Origin of the sequence: Streptomyces inusitatus (genome assembly GCF_014651115.1) — a bacterium.
Lineage (GTDB): Bacteria > Actinomycetota > Actinomycetes > Streptomycetales > Streptomycetaceae > Streptomyces > Streptomyces amakusaensis.
Map to the genome: position 1 here is coordinate 96889 of NZ_BMWG01000002.1, position 18212 is coordinate 115100.

At 72.2% G+C, this 18212-nt stretch carries 19 protein-coding genes; 9 read left to right on the forward strand and 10 right to left on the reverse strand.

Annotated elements, in window-relative coordinates; genetic code table 11:
- Positions 1-64: 64 nt before the first annotated feature.
- Positions 65-1060, forward strand: a complete 996-nt coding sequence (locus IE247_RS04180) for a hypothetical protein (protein ID WP_190121517.1) — start codon at positions 65-67, stop codon at positions 1058-1060.
- A gap of 98 nt (positions 1061-1158) precedes the next feature.
- On the opposite strand, the gene IE247_RS04185 is transcribed toward IE247_RS04180, so the two are convergent.
- Positions 1159-1410: a hypothetical protein gene (locus IE247_RS04185; protein WP_373305501.1), complete on the reverse strand. Its 252-nt coding sequence runs from the start codon at positions 1408-1410 to the stop codon at positions 1159-1161.
- On the reverse strand, positions 1403-2284 hold the full coding sequence (mca, locus tag IE247_RS04190; protein WP_190121518.1) for a mycothiol conjugate amidase Mca: 882 nt from the start codon (positions 2282-2284) through the stop codon (positions 1403-1405). The genes IE247_RS04185 and mca overlap by 8 nt, the downstream gene beginning before the upstream one ends.
- Positions 2285-2449: 165 nt before the next feature.
- Between mca and IE247_RS04195 the strand changes: the two genes are divergently transcribed.
- Positions 2450-2854 (forward strand): DUF4307 domain-containing protein, encoded by a 405-nt coding sequence (locus IE247_RS04195; protein ID WP_190121519.1) that lies wholly within the window; start codon positions 2450-2452, stop codon positions 2852-2854.
- Positions 2855-3078: 224 nt separating this feature from the next.
- Positions 3079-3576, forward strand: coding sequence for a transcription elongation factor GreA (gene greA, locus IE247_RS04200; RefSeq protein ID WP_190121520.1), 498 nt, complete (start codon positions 3079-3081; stop codon positions 3574-3576).
- Between the two features lie 132 nt (positions 3577-3708).
- Here greA and ilvA read toward each other — a convergent pair whose 3' ends face one another.
- A complete protein-coding gene (gene ilvA, locus IE247_RS04205; RefSeq protein WP_190121521.1) occupies positions 3709-4944 on the reverse strand; it encodes a threonine ammonia-lyase in 1236 nt (411 codons plus the stop codon).
- A 155-nt stretch (positions 4945-5099) separates the two neighbouring features.
- On the opposite strand from ilvA, the gene IE247_RS04210 reads away from it, so the two are divergent.
- Both IE247_RS04210 and IE247_RS04215 read left to right on the forward strand, forming a co-directional pair.
- Complete coding sequence (locus IE247_RS04210) at positions 5100-5606, forward strand: MarR family winged helix-turn-helix transcriptional regulator (RefSeq protein ID WP_190121522.1); 507 nt, start codon at positions 5100-5102, stop codon at positions 5604-5606.
- A 242-nt stretch (positions 5607-5848) separates the two neighbouring features.
- The gene (locus IE247_RS04215; RefSeq protein WP_190121523.1) at positions 5849-6040 is read left to right on the forward strand and encodes a DUF1059 domain-containing protein; all 192 of its coding nucleotides are present in this window, start codon (positions 5849-5851) and stop codon (positions 6038-6040) included.
- A gap of 66 nt (positions 6041-6106) precedes the next feature.
- Here IE247_RS04215 and IE247_RS04220 read toward each other — a convergent pair whose 3' ends face one another.
- Positions 6107-7264: a cystathionine gamma-synthase gene (locus IE247_RS04220; protein WP_190121524.1), complete on the reverse strand. Its 1158-nt coding sequence runs from the start codon at positions 7262-7264 to the stop codon at positions 6107-6109.
- Positions 7265-7527: 263 nt separating this feature from the next.
- Between IE247_RS04220 and IE247_RS04225 the strand changes: the two genes are divergently transcribed.
- From IE247_RS04225 to msrA, 3 genes are all read left to right on the forward strand, one after another.
- Entirely contained in the window at positions 7528-8637 is a 1110-nt protein-coding gene (locus tag IE247_RS04225) for a hypothetical protein (RefSeq protein WP_190121525.1), read from the forward strand.
- Between the two features lie 174 nt (positions 8638-8811).
- Positions 8812-9960 (forward strand): hypothetical protein, encoded by a 1149-nt coding sequence (locus tag IE247_RS04230; protein WP_190121526.1) that lies wholly within the window; start codon positions 8812-8814, stop codon positions 9958-9960.
- Positions 9961-10062: 102 nt separating this feature from the next.
- Positions 10063-10728, forward strand: coding sequence for a peptide-methionine (S)-S-oxide reductase MsrA (gene msrA / locus IE247_RS04235; RefSeq protein WP_190121527.1), 666 nt, complete (start codon positions 10063-10065; stop codon positions 10726-10728).
- Between the two features lie 67 nt (positions 10729-10795).
- Here msrA and IE247_RS04240 read toward each other — a convergent pair whose 3' ends face one another.
- The 4 genes from IE247_RS04240 to IE247_RS04255 form a co-directional block, all read right to left on the reverse strand.
- A complete protein-coding gene (locus tag IE247_RS04240) occupies positions 10796-11713 on the reverse strand; it encodes an aminoglycoside phosphotransferase family protein (RefSeq protein WP_373305519.1) in 918 nt (305 codons plus the stop codon).
- Positions 11714-11876: 163 nt separating this feature from the next.
- Positions 11877-12215, reverse strand: coding sequence for a DUF6980 family protein (locus IE247_RS04245; RefSeq protein ID WP_190121529.1), 339 nt, complete (start codon positions 12213-12215; stop codon positions 11877-11879).
- A 40-nt stretch (positions 12216-12255) separates the two neighbouring features.
- The gene (locus IE247_RS04250; protein WP_190121530.1) at positions 12256-12639 is read right to left on the reverse strand and encodes a helix-turn-helix domain-containing protein; all 384 of its coding nucleotides are present in this window, start codon (positions 12637-12639) and stop codon (positions 12256-12258) included.
- A gap of 89 nt (positions 12640-12728) precedes the next feature.
- A complete protein-coding gene (locus IE247_RS04255; RefSeq protein WP_190121531.1) occupies positions 12729-13643 on the reverse strand; it encodes an aminoglycoside phosphotransferase family protein in 915 nt (304 codons plus the stop codon).
- 104 nt (positions 13644-13747) lie between these two features.
- On the opposite strand from IE247_RS04255, the gene IE247_RS04260 reads away from it, so the two are divergent.
- Complete coding sequence (locus IE247_RS04260; RefSeq protein WP_373305503.1) at positions 13748-15382, forward strand: DUF8823 domain-containing protein; 1635 nt, start codon at positions 13748-13750, stop codon at positions 15380-15382.
- Positions 15383-15454: 72 nt separating this feature from the next.
- Here IE247_RS04260 and IE247_RS04265 read toward each other — a convergent pair whose 3' ends face one another.
- Positions 15455-16510 carry an NAD(P)-dependent alcohol dehydrogenase gene (locus IE247_RS04265; RefSeq protein WP_190121532.1) on the reverse strand — a complete coding sequence of 352 codons (1056 nt, stop codon included), beginning with the start codon at positions 16508-16510 and terminating at the stop codon, positions 15455-15457.
- A 162-nt stretch (positions 16511-16672) separates the two neighbouring features.
- Positions 16673-17950, reverse strand: a complete 1278-nt coding sequence (locus IE247_RS04270; protein ID WP_190121533.1) for a L,D-transpeptidase — start codon at positions 17948-17950, stop codon at positions 16673-16675.
- Positions 17951-18212: the final 262 nt, after the last annotated feature.

The window sequence follows — 18212 nt, forward strand, 5'->3', positions numbered from 1 at the left end:
CGCGCACCGGATCCGCGCCGCCCGGGGCCCCGGCCCGCCGAACCGCACCCCCGCGAGGCCGCCCATGACCCTCCACACCGTCGATCTGGACGAGACCGGCTGGCTGCTCGACACCGAGGGCGGCTCGCCCGTCCCCGCCGACCGGCTGGACGAGCACTTCGCGCGCGAGCTGACCCCGCCGTCCTGGGCCACCGACATCCTCGTCTACGCGCACGGCTGGCAGACCTCCCCCAAGGCGGCGGCCGAGGCGGCGAGGCGGCTGACGACGCTCGCCGAGGAGGGGTACGCGGCGCGCCCGGCGCTCTATCCGGCGCTCGGCGACCGGTTCGCGCCCTGGACGGTGGTGGTGCGCTGGCCCTCCCGCAGCGGCCCGCTGCGCCGGGGCTACCGGATGATCCGGAGCCGCGCCCACGCGCTCTCCGCCGACGGGGGGCACGCGCCCCGGGTGATCGGTCAGCTGCTCGACGGTCTGAACGAGCGGCGCGCCGATCCGTCCGCCGCCCGGGTGCTCGCCAACCGGGCGGGGCAGTACGTCCATCTGGTGGGGCACTCGTTCGGCTGCCGGGTGCTGTGCGAGGCCGTCCAGTGGGCGGCGGGCGACCGGCCGGGGCAGACGCTGGGGTGGAGCAGGCCCGCGCCGGCGGGTCGGCCCTTCACCGTGGACTCGATGCTGCTGTTGCAGATGGCGGCCCCGCGGAACGCCTTCGAGACGATGTTCGCCGCCCTCGCCGACGCGCCGCTGCACGGCCCGGTGGTCGCGACGCACTCCCGGCGCGACTGGGCCACCGGGCTGTGGCACAAGCTCGCCGACCAGCGGCGCGGCATCGGCAGCCGGGGCATCGGCAGGGCTCCCGAGCCGGTCTCCGCGATCCGGATGCTGCCGCCGGACGAGCCGTATCCGAAGCGGTCGCTCGACCACTGGTTCGTCAGCGTGGACGCCGGAGAGGTCTTCACGGCGGGCTGGGGCCCGTCGGGCGCGCACTCCGACCATCTGCACCCGGAGACGGCGCATCTGCTGCTGTCCCTCGCCAACCACTCCCGCTCCGAACACGGCGGCTGACCGGCCCGGCGGCCGTACGGGGCCGCCGGGCCGGTCAGCCGGTGTTCAGGTGCTGAGGGTGCTGAAGGCGCTGAAGGCGCCGAGGGCGCCCGGAGTGCTCAGGCGCTCTTCGCGGTGGTCTTGGCCGCGCCCTTCGCCCCGCCCCCGGCAGGTGCTTCCGGGGCCTCCTCGAAGTTGACCCGGCCCATGTGCCGGTTCAGGGACTTCATCAGGAACCACACGCCGACGGCCAGCGCCGCGAAGACCAGGAACCCGAGAACACCGGGGGTGACCTTGTTCTTGTCGAGCTCTTCGGCCGCCAGCGCGGCTTGCATCATTGCCAGGTTTACGCTTCCGCTCATATCAGGCATTCTCGCGGATGCCCGCGAAGAGGTCGTCCTCGGGGAGGGAAGTATCGACCAGGGACTTCGCCAGCTCGTACTCCTCGGTCGGCCAGACCTCCTTCTGGAGCTCCATCGGAACCCGGAACCAGCCGCCCTCGGGGTCGATCTGCGTGGCGTGCGCGATCAGCGCCTTGTCACGGATCTCGAAGAACTCGGCGCACGGGACATGGGTGGTCAGCGTGCGCTCGACGCGCTCGAACTCCGTCCACCGCTCCAGCCACTCCCCGTACGGGGACTCCATGCCGCGCGCCAGCAGCGCCTCGTGGAGCGCGACCGTGCGGGGGCGGTTGAAGCCCTGGTTGTAGTAGAGCTTCCGGGGCTGGAAGACCGGCCCGAACTCGGACTCGGGGAAGCGCTCGGCGTCCGCCGCGCCCTCGAAGGCCACCATCGTGATCTTGTGGGTCATGATGTGGTCGGGGTGCGGGTAGCCGCCGTTCTCGTCGTACGTGGTGATCACCTGGGGACGGAACGAGCGGATCGAGCGGACCAGCCGGCCGGCCGCGCCCTCCACGTCCTCCAGCGCGAAGCAGCCCTCGGGGAGCGGGGGCAGCGGGTCGCCCTCGGGGAGGCCGGAGTCGACATAGCCCAGCCACTCCTGCTGGACGCCCAGGATCTCGCGGGCCTCGTCCATCTCCTTCCGGCGGACCTCGTGGATGTTCGCCTCGATATAGGCGTCACCCTGGAGCTTGGGGTTGAGGATGGAGCCGCGCTCGCCTCCCGTGCAGGTCACGACCAGCACGTCCACCCCCTCGGACACATACTTGGCCATCGTGGCCGCGCCCTTGCTCGACTCGTCGTCGGGGTGGGCGTGAACGGCCATCAGTCGCAGCTGCTCAGTCAAGACTCGATCCTCAATGATTCGTCGCGAAATGTTCTGTGCCGTCCCGCCGCGGCGGCCCTGCGGGGTGGCGGTCGGGTGGCCTGAGGGCGGCTTCTATAGTGACCGAATCGGGGGACAGAAAATTCCGGACCCCCCAGCAGGGGAGAACTCCCGAGAGGAACGGTCATGACCGCCGTGCGCGAGCAGCTTCCCGAAGGCCGATACGGCGACTCCGCGGATCAGCGCGCCGACCGCAAGCTCAAGATCCTCGGGTCCGTGCTGGGCACGGCCTTCCTCGGGATGGTCGTCTGGTTCGGGTACGACTATGTCACCGGCGAGAAGATCAGCGCCGAGGTGATCAAGTTCTCGGTGACCTCCGACTCCGAGGTCCAGGTCCATCTGGAGATCCGCAAGGACGCCGACGCCACCGGCACCTGCACCGTCCGCTCCCGCTCCGAGGACGGCGCGGAGGTCGGCCGCCTCGATGTGCCCGTGAACGCCCCGGGCGACGGCCGGATCGACGAGATCGCCAAGATCCGCACCACCTCGCGCGCCACCAGCGCGGAGCTGGCGCAGTGCACCGCCAAGTAGCCAAACCCCTCGGCAGCGGCGTTTTCCCGACGTGACAGGGGCGGAAATCCGACCCTTCCCGATGGCGGGTCAAGGCCCTGACCTGCGTTGACGATGTTCTAGTGCTTTATGTCCTCCCCCTTCTGCCACGAAATTGTTAGGCTCGTGGTTTCGCCCATCCAGGAAGACACCATGCTTCTGGGTAGGGCGATGCTTTGTATTCCCAGTACCTACGAGGAGCACCTGTGACCCAGACCAGCGAAAACGTCACCTGGCTCACCCAGGAGGCGTACAGCCAGCTCAAGGCCGAGCTGGAGTACCTGTCTGGTCCCGCGCGCATCGAGATCGCCAAGAAGATCGAGGCAGCGCGCGAGGAAGGGGACCTGCGGGAGAACGGCGGGTACCACGCGGCCAAGGAGGAGCAGGGCAAGCAGGAGCTCCGGGTCCGCCAGCTGACCCAGCTCCTCGACACCGCCAAGGTCGGCGAGGCCCCGGCCGACGACGGCATCGTCGAGCCCGGCATGGTCGTGACGATCGCCTTCGACGGCGACGAGGACGACACCCTCACCTTCCTGATGGCGTCCCGCGAGTACGCCAGCTCGGAGATCGAGACCTACTCCCCGCAGTCCCCCCTCGGCTCGGGCGTCAACGGCAAGAAGGTCGGCGACGACGCCGAGTACGAGCTCCCCAACGGCAAGAAGGCCATGGTCAGGATCCTCGCCGCGAAGCCCTACTCCGGCTGAGCCCCGGCACACCCGCCCGTACGAAGGGGCAGGACCGCACCACGCGGCCCTGCCCCTTCGTACGTCCCGGGCCGCTCCGTACGTCCTGCCCCCGCTTCGTACGTCCCGGGCCGTGAGCGACCGCCGCCGGGCTCAGCCCATCACCGTGACCGTGTACCCCGCGGCGCGGAGGGCGGCGGCGAGTTCGGCGCAGTGCTCGGGGCCCTTGGTCTCCAGCTGGAGCTCGACCTCGGCCTCGGTGAGGCCGAGGCGGGGGTCGGTGCGGACATGGCTGACGTCGAGGACATTGGCGTCGAGGACGGTGAGGGAGCCGAGCATGGCGGCGAGGGCGCCGGGGCGGTCGGTGAGGCGGAGGCGGAGGGAGAGATAGCGGCCCGCGGCGGCCATGCCGTGGCGGAGGATGCGCTGCATGAGGAGGGGGTCGACATTGCCGCCGGAGAGGACGGCGACCACCGGTCCCGTGAAGCCGCGCGGATCGCTCAGCAGGGCGGCGACGGGGGCGGCGCCCGCGGGTTCGACGACGAGCTTGGCGCGCTCCAGGCAGAGCAGAAGGGCGCTGGACAGCTCGTCCTCGGTGACCGTGCGGATCTCGTCCACGAGATCGTCGATCAGGGCGAAGGGAAGATCGCCGGGGCGGCCCACCCTGATGCCGTCGGCCATCGTGGCCGGGGCGGGGACCGAGACCGGGTGGCCCGCGGCCAGCGAGGGCGGATAGGCGGCGGCGCCCTCGGCCTGGACGCCCACCACGCGCACATCGGGGCGCACCGCCTTCACCGCCGCGGCGATGCCGGCGACGAGCCCGCCGCCTCCGACGCCGACGACGATCGTCCGCACCTCGGGGCACTGCTCCAGGATCTCCAGGCCCACAGTGCCCTGCCCGGCTATGACGTCGGGGTGGTCGAAGGGGTGGATGAAGACCGCGCCGGTGGCGTGCGCGTACTCCTGGGCGGCGTCGAGGGTCTCCTCGATCACCTGGCCCGAAAGCCGGACCTCGGCCCCGTACTCCCTGGTCGCGGCGACCTTGGGCAGCGGCGCGCCCTCCGGCATGAACACGGTGGAGCGGACGCCGAGCAGCGAGGAGGCCAGCGCCACCCCCTGGGCGTGGTTGCCCGCCGAGGCGGCGACGACGCCCGCCGCCCTCTCCTCGGGGCGGAGCCCGGCGATCCGCACATACGCGCCGCGCAGCTTGAAGGATCCGGTCCGCTGGAGGTTCTCGCACTTGAGGTGGACGGGCGCCCCCACAAGCTGGGACAGATGCCTGCTGCCCTCCATCGCGGTGGTGCGCGCGACTCCGGAGAGCATCTTCTGCGCCCCCAGCACATCGTCCAGGATCACCGGGTGCGGGGCGGCGGGCAAACGGAAGCTCATGCCTCAAGTCTCGCAGCTCATAGGGCGGACGGCCGCTTCTGTCCAGTGGGCGAACACCGCTTCTTATGGGTTTCCCCAAGCCCGTCCGGAGGGGGTCACCGCCCGCGTACTCTGTCCCCCACCAATCGACCACCGCACGAGAGAGCCCCCTGGCCATGCCCACTTCTCAGGACATGACGACTCATCTCGATCCTGGCCTCCTCGATGCCCTCCAGCACCAGGTCGCCCTGTTCGCCCGCCGCGCGGAACAGACCCGGCTCGGCGGCGTCGGTCAGGTCCGCAACTCCATGGACCGCGCCGCATATCTGCTGCTCAACCGGCTGGACCGGGAAGGCCCGATGGGCGTGAAGGCGCTCGCGGCGGGGATGGGGATCGACTCGTCGACCGTGACCCGCCAGGTCGCGCCGCTCGTCGACACCGGACTCGTCAAACGCACCTCGCACCCGGAGGACGGCCGTGCGGTCGTGCTCCAGCTGTCCCCGCGCGGACAGGCCCGCCTCGAAGAGGTCCGCTCGTCCCGACGGGAGCTGATGGCGAACGTCACGGACGGCTGGACGGAGAGCGAGCGCGAGTCGTTCTGCACGCTGCTCACCCGTTTCAACACCGCGCTGTCGGCCCGCCAGACCGGGCTGCCGCCGATGGACCCGGCGGCGGCCTCGTAGCCGCCGGGGACGGGACGGTACGACCCTGGTACGCCGACCACCTGGGTAGCGCCGGTTCCGGACAGGACGAAGGAAGGTGAGATCGGTCCTCCGTAACATCCCGTAGCACCTTGTACCACCCCGCAATACCGCCGTGCCCGTGAGTTCGAGCCGTGCATCACGGGTGCGGCGTCGCCGCCCTCCGCCCCACCGACCAGGACTATGGTGGAAAAAGCGGTACGTAAGGTACCGAGGAGGTCGTGATGACCAGAAAAGTAGCGGACTGCCGTAATTTCCCGAGCGAGACGAACTGCACCCTCACCATCTCCGGTGAGGAGGAGGAAGTCGTACGGGCGGCGTCCGAGCACGCGGTCTCGGTGCACGGGCACACCGACTCCCCGGAGCTGCGGGAGCAGATCCGAGGCTCGCTGGAGAGCGAGAAGGTCCCCGCCTAGGACCACCGTCCGAGAGAGCGGGAGCGAGCCGACGCCTCAGCGACGTCGGCTCTCCCCCACGAGGGCTCAGCCCGCGAGCGCCTGCTGAAGATCGGCGAGCAGATCGTCGACGGCCTCGATGCCGACCGACAGCCGCACCAGATCGCCGGGAACCTCCAGCGCGGAGCCCGCCACCGACGCGTGCGTCATCCGGCCCGGGTGCTCGATCAGCGACTCGACCCCGCCCAGCGACTCACCGAGCGTGAACAGCCGCGCACGGTCGCAGACCGCGACCGCCGCCGCCTCGCCGCCCTCGACCCGGAACGAGACCATGCCGCCGAAGGCCTTCATCTGCTTGGCCGCGATCTCGTGGCCGGGGTGGTCCGGCAGCCCCGGGTAGAGCACCTGCGTCACCTTCGGATGACGGGTGAGCATCTCGGCGACCCGGCTCGCGTTCTCGCTGTGCCGGTCCATCCGGACGGGCAGGGTCTTGATCCCGCGCAGCACCAGCCAGGAGTCGAACGGGCCGGCGATCGCGCCCATCGCGTTCTGGTGGTACGCCAGTTCCTCGCCGGTCTCGTCGTCGGCGGCGATCAGCGCACCGCCGACCACGTCCGAGTGCCCGCCCATGTACTTGGTCAGGGAGTGCACGACGAGATCCGCGCCGAGGGCGATCGGCTGCTGGAGATAGGGGCTGGCGAAGGTGTTGTCGACGACCAGCCGGGCCCCCGCGCCGCGCGCGATCTCCGCGAGCGCCGTGATGTCGGTGATGCCGAGCAGCGGGTTGGAGGGGGTCTCGACCCAGATCAGCCGGGTCCTGGGAGTGAGGGCCGCGCGCACGGCGGCCGGGTCGGAGGTGTCGGCGACGGACCACTCCACCCCCCAGCGCGCGACGACCTTGGCGAAGAGGCGGAAGGTGCCGCCGTAGGCGTCGTTGGGGATCACCACATGGTCGCCGGGGACCAGCAGCGTACGGAGCAGGCAGTCCTCCGCGGCGAGCCCGGACGCGAAGGCGAGCCCGCGCCGGCCGCCCTCCAGTGCGGCGAGATTCTCCTCCAGGGCGGTACGGGTGGGGTTGCCGCTGCGGCTGTACTCGTAGCCGCCGCGCAGACCGCCCACGCCGTCCTGCTTGTAGGTGGAGACCTGGTAGATGGGCGGCACGACCGCGCCGGTCAGCGGATCGGCGGTGTTGCCCGCGTGGATGGCGAGCGTTTCGAGGTGCTGGGAGCTGTACTGGTGGCTCATGTGGCCGAGGGTAGCGGCGCGCGGAACGGATTCGCGCCGCGAGGCCCTGGCCAGGGCGTACGGTCCATTGCGGAAGCGTGGACGGGCTGTTGCGGGAGTATTGCCGCGCGCCCGGGGCGGGTACGGGACGGGCCGGCGGACGGGTCCGGGGACGGGCCGGTGGCGCGCCCGGGGACGGGCCCGGGGACGGGCCGTGTACGGGCCGGTGGCGGACGGACGCCACGGCGTGGCCCGTTGTCGGCGGTGTCCGGGACAATGGCGTCATGGAGATTCTCTGGTTCCTGATCGCGACGGCCATGCTGGCCGCGATCATCGGCCCCTACGTCATGCGCCGCCGGGGCGGCGGCGGCATCCGCCAGGTCGCGCCCGGCTCACCCGACGCCGCCGACCCGGAGACGTACGGCTTCGTCCGCCAGGAGGAGCAGGACATCCGGCTCCCCGGCCCGGACCAGGACCTTCTCGATGTGCTCGACGTGGTGCAGCGGACCCAGGACTGGCGGGCCGCCTCCCAGCTGCTCGCCGGGACGCCGAAGGACGGCGAGGTCCGCTGGCAGCGGGTGCAGGCGTTCGCCGGGGCGGCCTCGCTGGAGCTCCGGCAGAAGCCCGGCGCGGGCGGCGCGTGGCTGCGGACCTGGCGCTCGGAGTCCCCGAAGGACGCGGGCGGCGCACAGGTCCACGCGGAGTTCCTGGTGCAGCAGGCGTGGCGGTCGTCGACCGTGGGCGCGGACGACTTCCGGATCATCCTGGAGGAGTCGCGCACGGTCTGCGGCGAGGCCGCGCTGCTCGCCCCCGGCGACCCGATTCCGTACATCGTGGAGCTGGCCGTCGCCCGGGGCCTGGGGTACCCGCACGAGCAGTTCGACCAGGTGTGGGCCAAGGTGATCGACCGCGCGCCGCAGCACATGGGCGCGCATCTGGCGGCGCTGCACTACTGGTGCGAGAAGTGGCACGGCAGCCGCGAGGAGGCGGACCACTTCGCCACCACCGCCGCCGCGCGCGCCCCGCAGGGCTCGCTGCTGGCCGCGCTGCCGCTGTTCGCGGTCTACGAGCACATCTCCGATCTCGTCATGGTGCGGAACTTCCATGGGACGGCGGTGGTCTCCAAGGCCATGGAGGGCGCGCTGTTCGCGGTGCACTCGGCCCGCGCGGACGATCCGATGCTCGCGCACGTACGGCATCTGCTGGTCCTCTTCCTCGTCCGCGCGGAGCGCTGGGCCGAGGCGATGAACCAGCTGGTGCGGGTGGACGGCCATGTGGGCGCGCTGCCGTGGACGCACAGCGAGGACCCGGCGGCCGAGTACACGGTCTACCGCAATCTCGCCGTGGCGGGGTACGAGGCGAACGGCGGCAGCCCGGCGACGCTGGCGCGCTGACCGCACGCCGACAGCGGTGGTGGCTTCGGGTGGTTACGGACCGCTTCGCGGTATCACGCACGGGTAGTTGCGGCCGGAGCGCGGCTGAGGTGATACTCCGATCCCCCCGCCGCCGGGGCGTTCGCGTTCCGCCCGGCTCCGGGAGCCACTGTGCGGCGGCGAAAGGCCGGGACCATGCACCTCTTCTCGCGGCGCTCGAAGGCCGGCTCCAAACAGACCCCGGCGAGCGGCTCCCCGCCCGGCCGGGCATCCGGCCCGGCACCCTCGCCGCCGCCCGGGCCCGCCCTGGGGCCCGCGCTCGGCCTCGCCCCCAGGCTGGGCATGAGTCTCGGGCTGACCCGCCGGGTGGACCGGCCCGTGGACGCGGAGCGCCTCGCCGCGCTGGGGCTGCTGCCCCGGGAGCGCCAGGACATCCGGCGGCCGTCGGCCGATCCCGGTCTGGACCGGGTGGTGGCCGCCGCGCGGACGGGCGACTGGCTGCCGGGCGCGGAGTATCTGATCCGGGCCGGCGGCGACTGGCAGCGGCGCACCGCGGTGATCGGGGGCCTGGCGAGTGCGGCCCGGGCCGACGACGTCTGGCTCCAGCACTGGCGGGCGGCCCGGCCCGGGGATCCCGGGGCCGCCGCCGTACAGGCACAGGCCATGATCGACCTCGCCTGGCAGGTCCGGGCCGGGGGACGGTCCGCGCGGACCTCCCAGGAGCAGTCGGAGGGCTTCATCCGCATCCTCAGCCGGGCTGGGCGGGAGATCTCCCACGCCAAGGAGCTGGGCGGGGGCGATCCGTCGCCGTATGTCGCGGACATCTGGCGCGGGATCGGCATGGGCCGCCCGCACCAGGAGATGCACCGGCTCTGGGACGAGACGGCCTCCCGTGACCCGTACCACCTGGTGGCGCACCGCAGCGCCCTCCAGTACTGGTGCGCCAAGTGGCAGGGTTCGCGCGAGCTGGCCTTCGCCTTCGCGGACCGGGCGGCGGACTCCGCCCCGCCCGGCCGGCTGCTCAGCTCGCTCTGGCTGATCGCCTGGTGGGAGCACCGGGCGGGGCAGGGCGGGCGGGGGGAGTTCCGGCGCGAGGAGGTGTGGGCCGCCGTCGACCGGCTCGACGACGACGCGTCGGCGGCCGACCCCGGTCACCCGCACCTCGCGGAGGCGCGGCACCTGCTGGCGTACTTCCTCGTCCAGCAGGGCAGGGCGGACCTCGCGCTGGAGCAGTTCCGGCTGGTGGACGGCCATGTGGGAGCGTTCCCCTGGACCCAGGCCGAGGACCCGGCGGAGCTGTACCGGACCTTCCGCGACATCGCGGTGAATCTGGCGGGACACTGAGGGCCGGGGCCGGTCGGGGCGGCGGTCCGGCGGGCCCGGAGGGGGAATGCGGGCCCCGGCGGGCGCGTTCTTCTTGACGCCGGCAATCTCAAGGAGCCCCGCATGTTCCTGTCTCATCGCACCCCGCAGCTCCCCACGCCCGACCAGGCGCTGAAGGGCCGCCCCGAGCCGACCTTCGGCGTCCCCGAGCGCCACACGGTCCTGGACACCCCGCTGCTCGGCCCCTATCCGCAGGGCCTGGAGGTCGCGGACTTCGGCCTGGGCTGCTTCTGGGGCGCCGAGCGCGTCTTCTGGCAGACCCCCGGCGTGTGGACCACCCTCGTCGGCTACCAGGGCGGTCACACCCCCCACCCCACCTACGAGGAGGCCTGCTCGGGCCTGACCGGCCACACCGAGGCCGTCCGCGTGGTCTACGACCCCTCGGTGATCTCGTACGAGCAGCTGCTGAAGGTCTTCTGGGAGGCGCACGACCCGACCCAGGGCTTCCGCCAGGGCAATGACGTGGGCACCCAGTACCGCTCCGCCGTCTACACCCACTCCCCCGCGCAGGAGGCCGCCGCGCAGGCCTCCCGCGAGGCCTATCAGCGGGTCCTCACCCGCTCCGGGCACTCCGGGATCACCACCGAGGTGCTGCCCGCCGAGGGCCGCCCCTTCTACCCGGCCGAGGCCTACCACCAGCAGTATCTGGACAAGAACCCCGGCGGCTACTGCGGCATCGGCGGCACCGGCGTGAGCTGCCCGATCGGCGTGGCGAAGGCGGACGGCTGACCTCCGGGCCCGTACACGACCCCGAGAGGCGGCCGGACAGTCACTGTCCGGCCGCCTCTCGCGCTGTTCAGCCGGTGCGATCGGTGTGATCGGTGAGGACCTCGGTGATCTGGCGGTGGGTCTGGGCGGCGACGGCGGGGCTGGTGGCGGCGTAGGAGAGATACGCGCCCAGGCCGCCGGTCAGGGCCCAGGCACGGCCGCGTTCCCAGGTGGCGTCGTCGACGCCGAGGGCGGCACGGAAGTCGCGCCGGGCAGCGGGAGTGAGCAGGGTCCAGGCGACGGTGAGATCGACGGCGGGGTCCCCCATGCCGAGGCCGCCGAAGTCGATGACGGAGCTGAGCCGGCCGTCGGCGGTGAGGAGGAGGTTCCCGGTGTGGAAGTCGCCGTGGAACCAGACGGGGGGCCGGTCCCAGGCGGGGGCCGCCAGCGCGGAGTCCCAGACTTCGGTGAGCGCGCGGGCGTCGAAGACGCCGTCGAGCGCGGCGATCGCGCGCCGGGTCGCGTGGTCGCGTGCGGAGAGCGGGGATCCGCCGAGGCCGGGGTGCGGGCCGGGGGCCAGCTCGTCGGCGTGCGGGAGGCCCTGGAGGGCGGTGAGGAAGCCGGCCAGCTCACGGGCGGTACGGCGGGGGTCGGCGAGGCCCTCCACGGAGGCGGTCTCGCCCTCGATCCAGCGGGTGACGGCCCACGGCCAGGGGTAGCCGAGGGCGGGGGTCCCGAGAGCGAGCGGCTCGGGGACGGCGACCGGGAGCAGCGGGGCGATCCGGGGCAGCCAGAAGTGCTCGGCCTCGGCCTGGCCCACCGCCCAGTCGCCCCGGGGCAGCCGTACGGACAGCTCGGAACCCAGCCGGTGGATCACATGGTCGGAGCCGCCGGGCTTCAGCCGGGTGAGCGGCAGACGCGCCCACCGGGGGAACTGAGCGGCGATCAGCCGCCGTACGAGCGCGGTGTCGACGACCGGGGCGGGCACCTCGATGGACACGCGGATCCCTCCCCGGCCCCCGCTCCACCGCGAGCGGCCGGCGCTCATCACAGCACCGGCGGGAAGCGGCTGTCGACCGGATTTCCGGCCCGGACGCGCTCGCCACCCGGCGCCATCCGGCGGCACCCGGCGGCACGCGCCGGAAGCGGCTTGAGAGGCTGCCGGTTCGTCAGTCAGTCAGTCCCGGGGCCGGGGCCGGGCCGGGCCGGGCCCCGAGCCAGCGGGCGTCCCGGAACTCGGCCGGGACTTCGTCCTCCCCCGGGTCGATCCCACGGCGTTCCAGTTCGTCGAACCACCGGTCCCGCTGGGAGTCGGGGAGGCGCCGTCCGCACCAGGGGCAGAAGTCGATGGTGATGCTCGATGTGCCGCCGTCGTGGACGATCAGCCCGTACTCCTGGAACTCCGCGCTGAATCGGATCAGCGCGTCCGGACAGTCGAAGGGGTCGCTGTGCCGGTCGCACGGCGCGTTCGCGCGGAGGCTCATCGCCTCGCAGCAGTGGTCGGTCATGGCCTCGGTTTCTCGTATCGGCCCCGGCGGGGCGGGCGGCTCAGGCGGCCAGTCGGACCTGGCCCTGGCCCTGGCCGGAGGGCCGCAGCGAGGAGAGAGGGAGGGTGGACACCGTCCGGACGGTCAGCTCCCGGTGGGTGAGGGCGAGCAGGTCGGCGAGACCGAGACCGAGCGCCCGCGCGGCGGCGGCGAGCACCTCGGAGGAGGCCTCCTTGCGGCCCCGCTCGATCTCGGAGAGGTACGGCATCGAGATCCGGGCCGTCTCCGCGACCTCCTTGAGGGTGCGCCCCTGGGCGAGGCGCTCGCGGCGCAGCACCTCACCGACGAGGTCGCGCCACAGCGGCTCCTTGGGGTCGGGGGCCCCTGCGGCGGGGCGCAGCGGGACGACTCGGGCGGCGTGGTCGGGGGCTTGGCGGCTGGTCACGGTCCCAGCGTAGGAGGGCGGGGCGGGGAAGGCGGCGGATCCGGTTCCGCCCGGGGCGAAACCCCTTCGCTGTCGTCGGAGTTGTCCGCTCACAGGTCCGCGATCAGTTCGGCCAGCCGGTGCCGCGTGTCCTCGGAGAGGGGGCGGCCGGGCTCGGGGAGGAGGGTCGCGAGGGCCCAGCCCCGGCCGCGCGCCCAGGTGGCGTCGTCGGTGTCGAGGGCCTCGCGGAAGGTCTCCCGTGCCGGGGCGGGGAGGAAGGTCCAGGCGGGGAGCAGATCGACGGCGGGGTCGCCCACGCCCAGGGTGCCGAAGTCGATGACGGCGCTCAGCGCGCCGTCGGCGGTCAGCAGATTGCCCTCCGCGAGGTCGCCATGGATCCAGACCGGCGGCCGGTCCCAGGCGGGGGCCGCCAGCGCGGCTTCCCAGACCGCCGTCGCGCCGTCGGGGTCGAGGGGGCCGCCGGGGGCGGCGGGGCCGCTCGTGCGCAGGGCGGCCAGCTTGGGGAGCACCCGGGCGGCGGTGGCGGCGGAGTCCCGCTCGTCGCCCATCGGCACCCCTCGGAAGGCGTTGCTCCACTGGGGTCCGGGGCCGTCGGCGGCGTCGATCCGCCGGAGGGCGGCGATGAATCCGGCCAGCTCCCGGGCGGCCTCCACGGGGTCGGCCAGGCCCTGGGGGGTGGCCCGCTCGCCGTCGAGCCAGCGGTAGACCGACCAGGGGTGGGGGTAGCCCTCGCCCGGTTCGCCCTTCGCCAGTGGCTGCGAGATCGGCAGCGGCAGATGCGGGGCCAGCTCGGGCAGCCAGCGGTGCTCGCGCTCGACCTGCCCGGCCCAGCGCTCGTAGCGGGGCAGCCGCACCGAGAGCGCGCCGCCGAGCCGGAAGGTCGCGTTGTCGACGCCGGGGCGCGGGACCGGGGTGATCGGCAGTTGCGCCCACTGTGGGAACTGGGTGGTGAGGAGCCTTCGTACCAGGGTCTCGTCGCAGGTCGCGCTCTCGGGGTCAGCCATGGACATCCGCCTCTCGTCAGCCGTCGCCGGCGTCCCATCCCACCGTCGGCCGGGCCCGGCTGTCCACGCGTTTTCCGTGTTCGGCGCGCGATTAGGGTTGGGGGGTGGGGATCAGCGAGCAGCGGGCAGAGACGAAGACCGGGCCGATAGCGCCGGCGGCGGCCGAGCAGGACGGGCCGTCGCCGTGGTGGCGGGTGCCGCTGGTCGTGACGGCCGCCGTCGTGCCGCTGTATGTGCTGTGGGTGGGCTGGCTGGCCACCGGCGGGGGCGATCTCGCGGCGCAGTCGGCGTGGACCGCGTTCGTGGAGTCGCATCCGGGTTCGGCGTACAACCTCTCCTGGTACGGGGGGATGCACACGGTCAACTACAGCGTGCTGGCCCCGCCGCTGATGGCGGCCTTCGGTGTGCGGACCGTGTCGGTCGCCGCCGGGCTGCTGGGGTCGTGGGCGCTGGCGTGTCTGGTGGTCCGCGCCGGGGTGCGGCGGCCGGTGTGGCCCGCGCTGCTGGGGGCGTTCGCGGTCTGGTGCAATGTGGCGTCGGGGCGGACGACGTTCGCGCTGGGGCTGGCGATCGGCCTGGTGGCGCTGGTGCTGATACGCAGGCCCGCGCCGGTCCTGGCGGCGGTGGGCGCGGCGCTGGCGACGCTGGCGAGCCCGGTCGCCGGTCTCTTCCTGGTGGTCGTGGGGGCCGCGTATCTGCTGGAGAGGCGGTGGCGCGAGGCGGTGGCGCTGCTGGCGCCCCCGGCCCTGGTGGTGGGGGCGACGACGCTGCTCTTCCCCTTCTCCGGGGAGATGCCCATGCCCTCGGGGAAGCTGTGGATGCCGCTGCTGAGCTGCGCGGCGGTGGTGCTGGCCGCGCCCGCGCGATGGCGGACGGTGCGGTTCGGGGCCGGGGTGTACGCGCTGGGCGTCGTGCTGACGTATGTCATTCCCTCGCCCATCGGTACGAATGTGGAGCGGCTGGTGGGGCTGGCGGGCCCGCCGGTGCTGCTGGCGGCGCTGATGGCGACGGGTGCCGCGTGGGGGCTGAGGCGGGCGGGGCTCGCGCGGGCCGTGCTCGCGGCGGTGCTGGTCGTGAACGTCCTCTGGCTGATCGACAAGACGGAGGACGATCTCACCGTCTACACCGAGGTCCCGTCCTGGGCCCGGAACACCGACGGTGTGGTGCGGGAGCTGAAGCGGCTGGGCGCTGACCGCACCCGGGTGGAGGTCGTGCCCGCCCGTGACCACCGTGAGGCGACCCTGCTCGCGCCGCATGTGCCGCTGGCGCGGGGGTGGAACCGTCAGCTCGATGTGGAGCGCGGGCGGCTGTTCTACGACGGCTCCCTCTCCGAGTCGACTTATCGGCAGTGGCTGGACCGCTGGGCGGTCGGGTACGTGGTGCTGCCGCACGGCCGGATAGACGGCCCCGCGGAGGGCGAGGCGGAGATCGTCCGGCGCGGGCCCGAGTGGCTGGACCTGGTGTGGGGGGACGCGAACTGGACGATCTTCAAGGTCGCGGACGCGGTGCCGATGGTGTCCTCGCCCGGGACGGTCGCCGACTGGGACGCGGGCGAGCTGGTGGTGCGGATGGAGTCGCCGGGATCGGTGACGGTACGGGTCGCGTACTCGCCGTGGCTTCAGGCGCCCGGGGCGTGTCTGCGGCAGGAGGGCGAGTACACCCGGCTGACGGTGGAGCGGGCCGGGGAGTACCGGCTGGGCTCGCGGTACCGGCTGCCGGGGTCGGGCGACGGCTGCTGAGCGGCCCGGGACGCCGCGGGCCTCCTTCACGGCCTGCGGCGTCCCGGGGGCACAGCCCCGGTCGGCGGGGCCTCAGACGGTCGCGGCGTCGATCACGAAGCGGTAGCGCACATCGCTCGTCAGGACCCGCTCGTAGGCCTCGTTGATCCGGTCCGCGCCGATCAGCTCGATCTCCGCGCCGATGCCGTGCTCGGCGCAGAAGTCCAGCATCTCCTGGGTCTGCCGGATGCCTCCGATGTTCGAGCCGATGAGGCCCTTGTTGCCGTTGATGAGGGAGAGCAGATTGAGCGAGACGGGGGCCTCCGGCGCGCCCACGTTCACCAGCGCGCCGCCCGCCCTGAGCAGACCGATGTAGTCGTCCAGCGGCAGCGGCGCGGAGACGGTGGAGACGATGAGGTCGAAGGTCCCGGCCAGCTCCTCGAAGGTCGCCGGGTCGCTGGTGGCGTAGAAGTGGTCGGCCCCCAGCCGCAGCCCGTCGTCCCGCTTGCGCAGGGACTGGCTGAGTACGGTCACCTCGGCCCCCATCGCGTGGGCGAGCTTGACCCCCATGTGGCCGAGGCCGCCGAGGCCGACGACGGCGACCTTCTTGCCGGGGCCCGTGCCCTGGCCCGCGAGCGGCGAGTAGAGGGTGATGCCCGCGCAGAGCAGGGGGGCCGCGGTGTCGAGCGGCAGCCCGTCGGGGATGCGCAGGGTGAAGGCCTCGTCCACGACGATGTGGCTCGCGTAGCCGCCGAGGGTCGGTTCGCCCTTCTTGTCGAGGTCGTTGTAGGTGCCGACGCTGCGGTCCAGGCAGAACTGCTCGTTCCCGGCGAGGCAGTTGGCGCACTCGCGGCAGGAGTCGATCATGCAGCCGACACCGGCGCGGTCGCCGACGGCGAACTTGGTGACACCGGGGCCGACCTCGGTGACGATGCCGGCGATCTCATGGCCGGGCACCATCGGGAAGATCGACTCACCCCAGCCCTCGCGGGCCTGGTGGATGTCGGAGTGGCAGATGCCGGAGAACTTGATCTCTATGAGGACGTCGTGATCGCCCACCGGGCGGCGGGTGATCGTGGTGCGCTCCAGCGGCGCCCCGGAGGAGGGCACGGCGTAGGCGGAGACGGCCGAAGAGTCATAAGTGGTCATGGAGCACAGTGTGGTCATCGGAGTGGGATCGGGCCAATGACTTCCGGGGACGACGGAAGGGCGGCGTCCCCGGCAGGGGACGCCGCCCTTCGCTCACAGCGGTACGGAGAAACGGGTCCGGGCGGACGGATCAGGGAATCAACGGCCCGGCGGATCGGCCGCTCAGACCGCCGAGCCCGCCTTCCACTTCGACCAGTCCATGTTCCAGCCGTTGAGGCCGTTGTCCGGGGCGATGGTCTTGTCCTTGGAGTTCTTCACGATCACGACATCGCCGAGCAGCGAGTTGTCGAAGAACCAGGCGCCGGCCTTGTTGGGGTCGCCCGCGCCCTGGACGTCCTCCAGGCCGACACAGCCGTGGCTGGTGTTGGCGCTGCCGAAGATGCCCTTGCCCCAGTAGTTGCCGTGGATGAAGGTGCCGGAGGTGGACAGCCGCATGGCGTGCGGGACGTCCTTGATGTCGTACTCGCCCTTGCCGTCGGAGTCGGTGAAGCCGACGGTGGCGCCGTTCATCCGGGTCTCCTTGAACTTCTCGGAGATCACCATCTCACCGTTGTAGGTGGGGGTGGCCGGGGCTCCGGCGGAGATCGGGATGGTCTTGACCGTCTTGCCGTCCTGCTGGATCGTCATGGTCTTGGTGGCGGCGTCGACGGTGGAGACCTGGTTGCGGCCGATCTTGAAGGTGACCGTCTTCTGCTGGACGCCGACGACGCCGGGCGCGCCCTCGACCCCGTCCAGGGCGAGCTTCAGCGAGACGGTGGAGCCTTCCTTCCAGTACTGGTCGGGACGGAAGTCCAGGCGCTGCGAGTTGAACCAGTGACCGACGACCTCCTGGCCGCTGGTCGTGGAGACGGTGATGCCCTTCTGCACGTCCTTGCGGTTGGCGATGGGCTTGTTGAAGTTGAGCGACACCGGCATGCCGACACCGACGGTGGAGCCGTCCTCGGGGGTGAAGTTCCCGATGAAGCTGTTGTCCGGCGAGACGGTGGTGAAGGAGGAGTTCTCGTGGGCGGTCAGCCCGTCGGCGTCCTTGGCCGTGACATTCAGCTTGTACGCGGTGGAGCGCTCCAGCGCCGCATCGGGCGACCAGGTCTTCTTGTCCGCGGAGAGGGTGCCCTTGACGGCCGCGCCGTTCGCCGCGGTCATCTTGACCTCGGTGAGCGTCCCCTCACTGACGGCGACCTTCGCGGCGTTGTTGATGCTCGCGTTGGTCTCGCCGTTCTTCGGAGTGATGGATATTCGGGCGTCCGAGACCTTCTTCGCGGCCGCCGCGTCCACCTGGGCCTGGGTCTTCTTGGTGTCCCCGCCGCCCCCGGCGTTCTTCTCCCCGTCCCCGTCCCCGCCACCGCTACAGGCCGACAGCACCAGCACACTGCTGAGCACCGCTGACGCGGCCATGAGGGCCCTGCGCCGCTTGCTGTCCGTCATCACACGCTTCTCCATCGTCGCCGATTTCCCCTGGATTCCCCTGGACCGAACACTCTGTTCAACACCCATATCGGGCTTCCCGGTTCCTTTTCCCGAACGGATGTGGGGAACGCCACTCCCTCGGGCCCTACACCGGAGCAACCCTCGTACCCCACCATCTTTCCTGGGGCACTCCACGCACTCGCGACCGGGCCCCTCGGGCCGTCCGGATTTCCTTTGACGTGTGCCTATCACTAGCATCTGCGCATCCGGTCAACTCAAGGACGCCTCAAGGGAG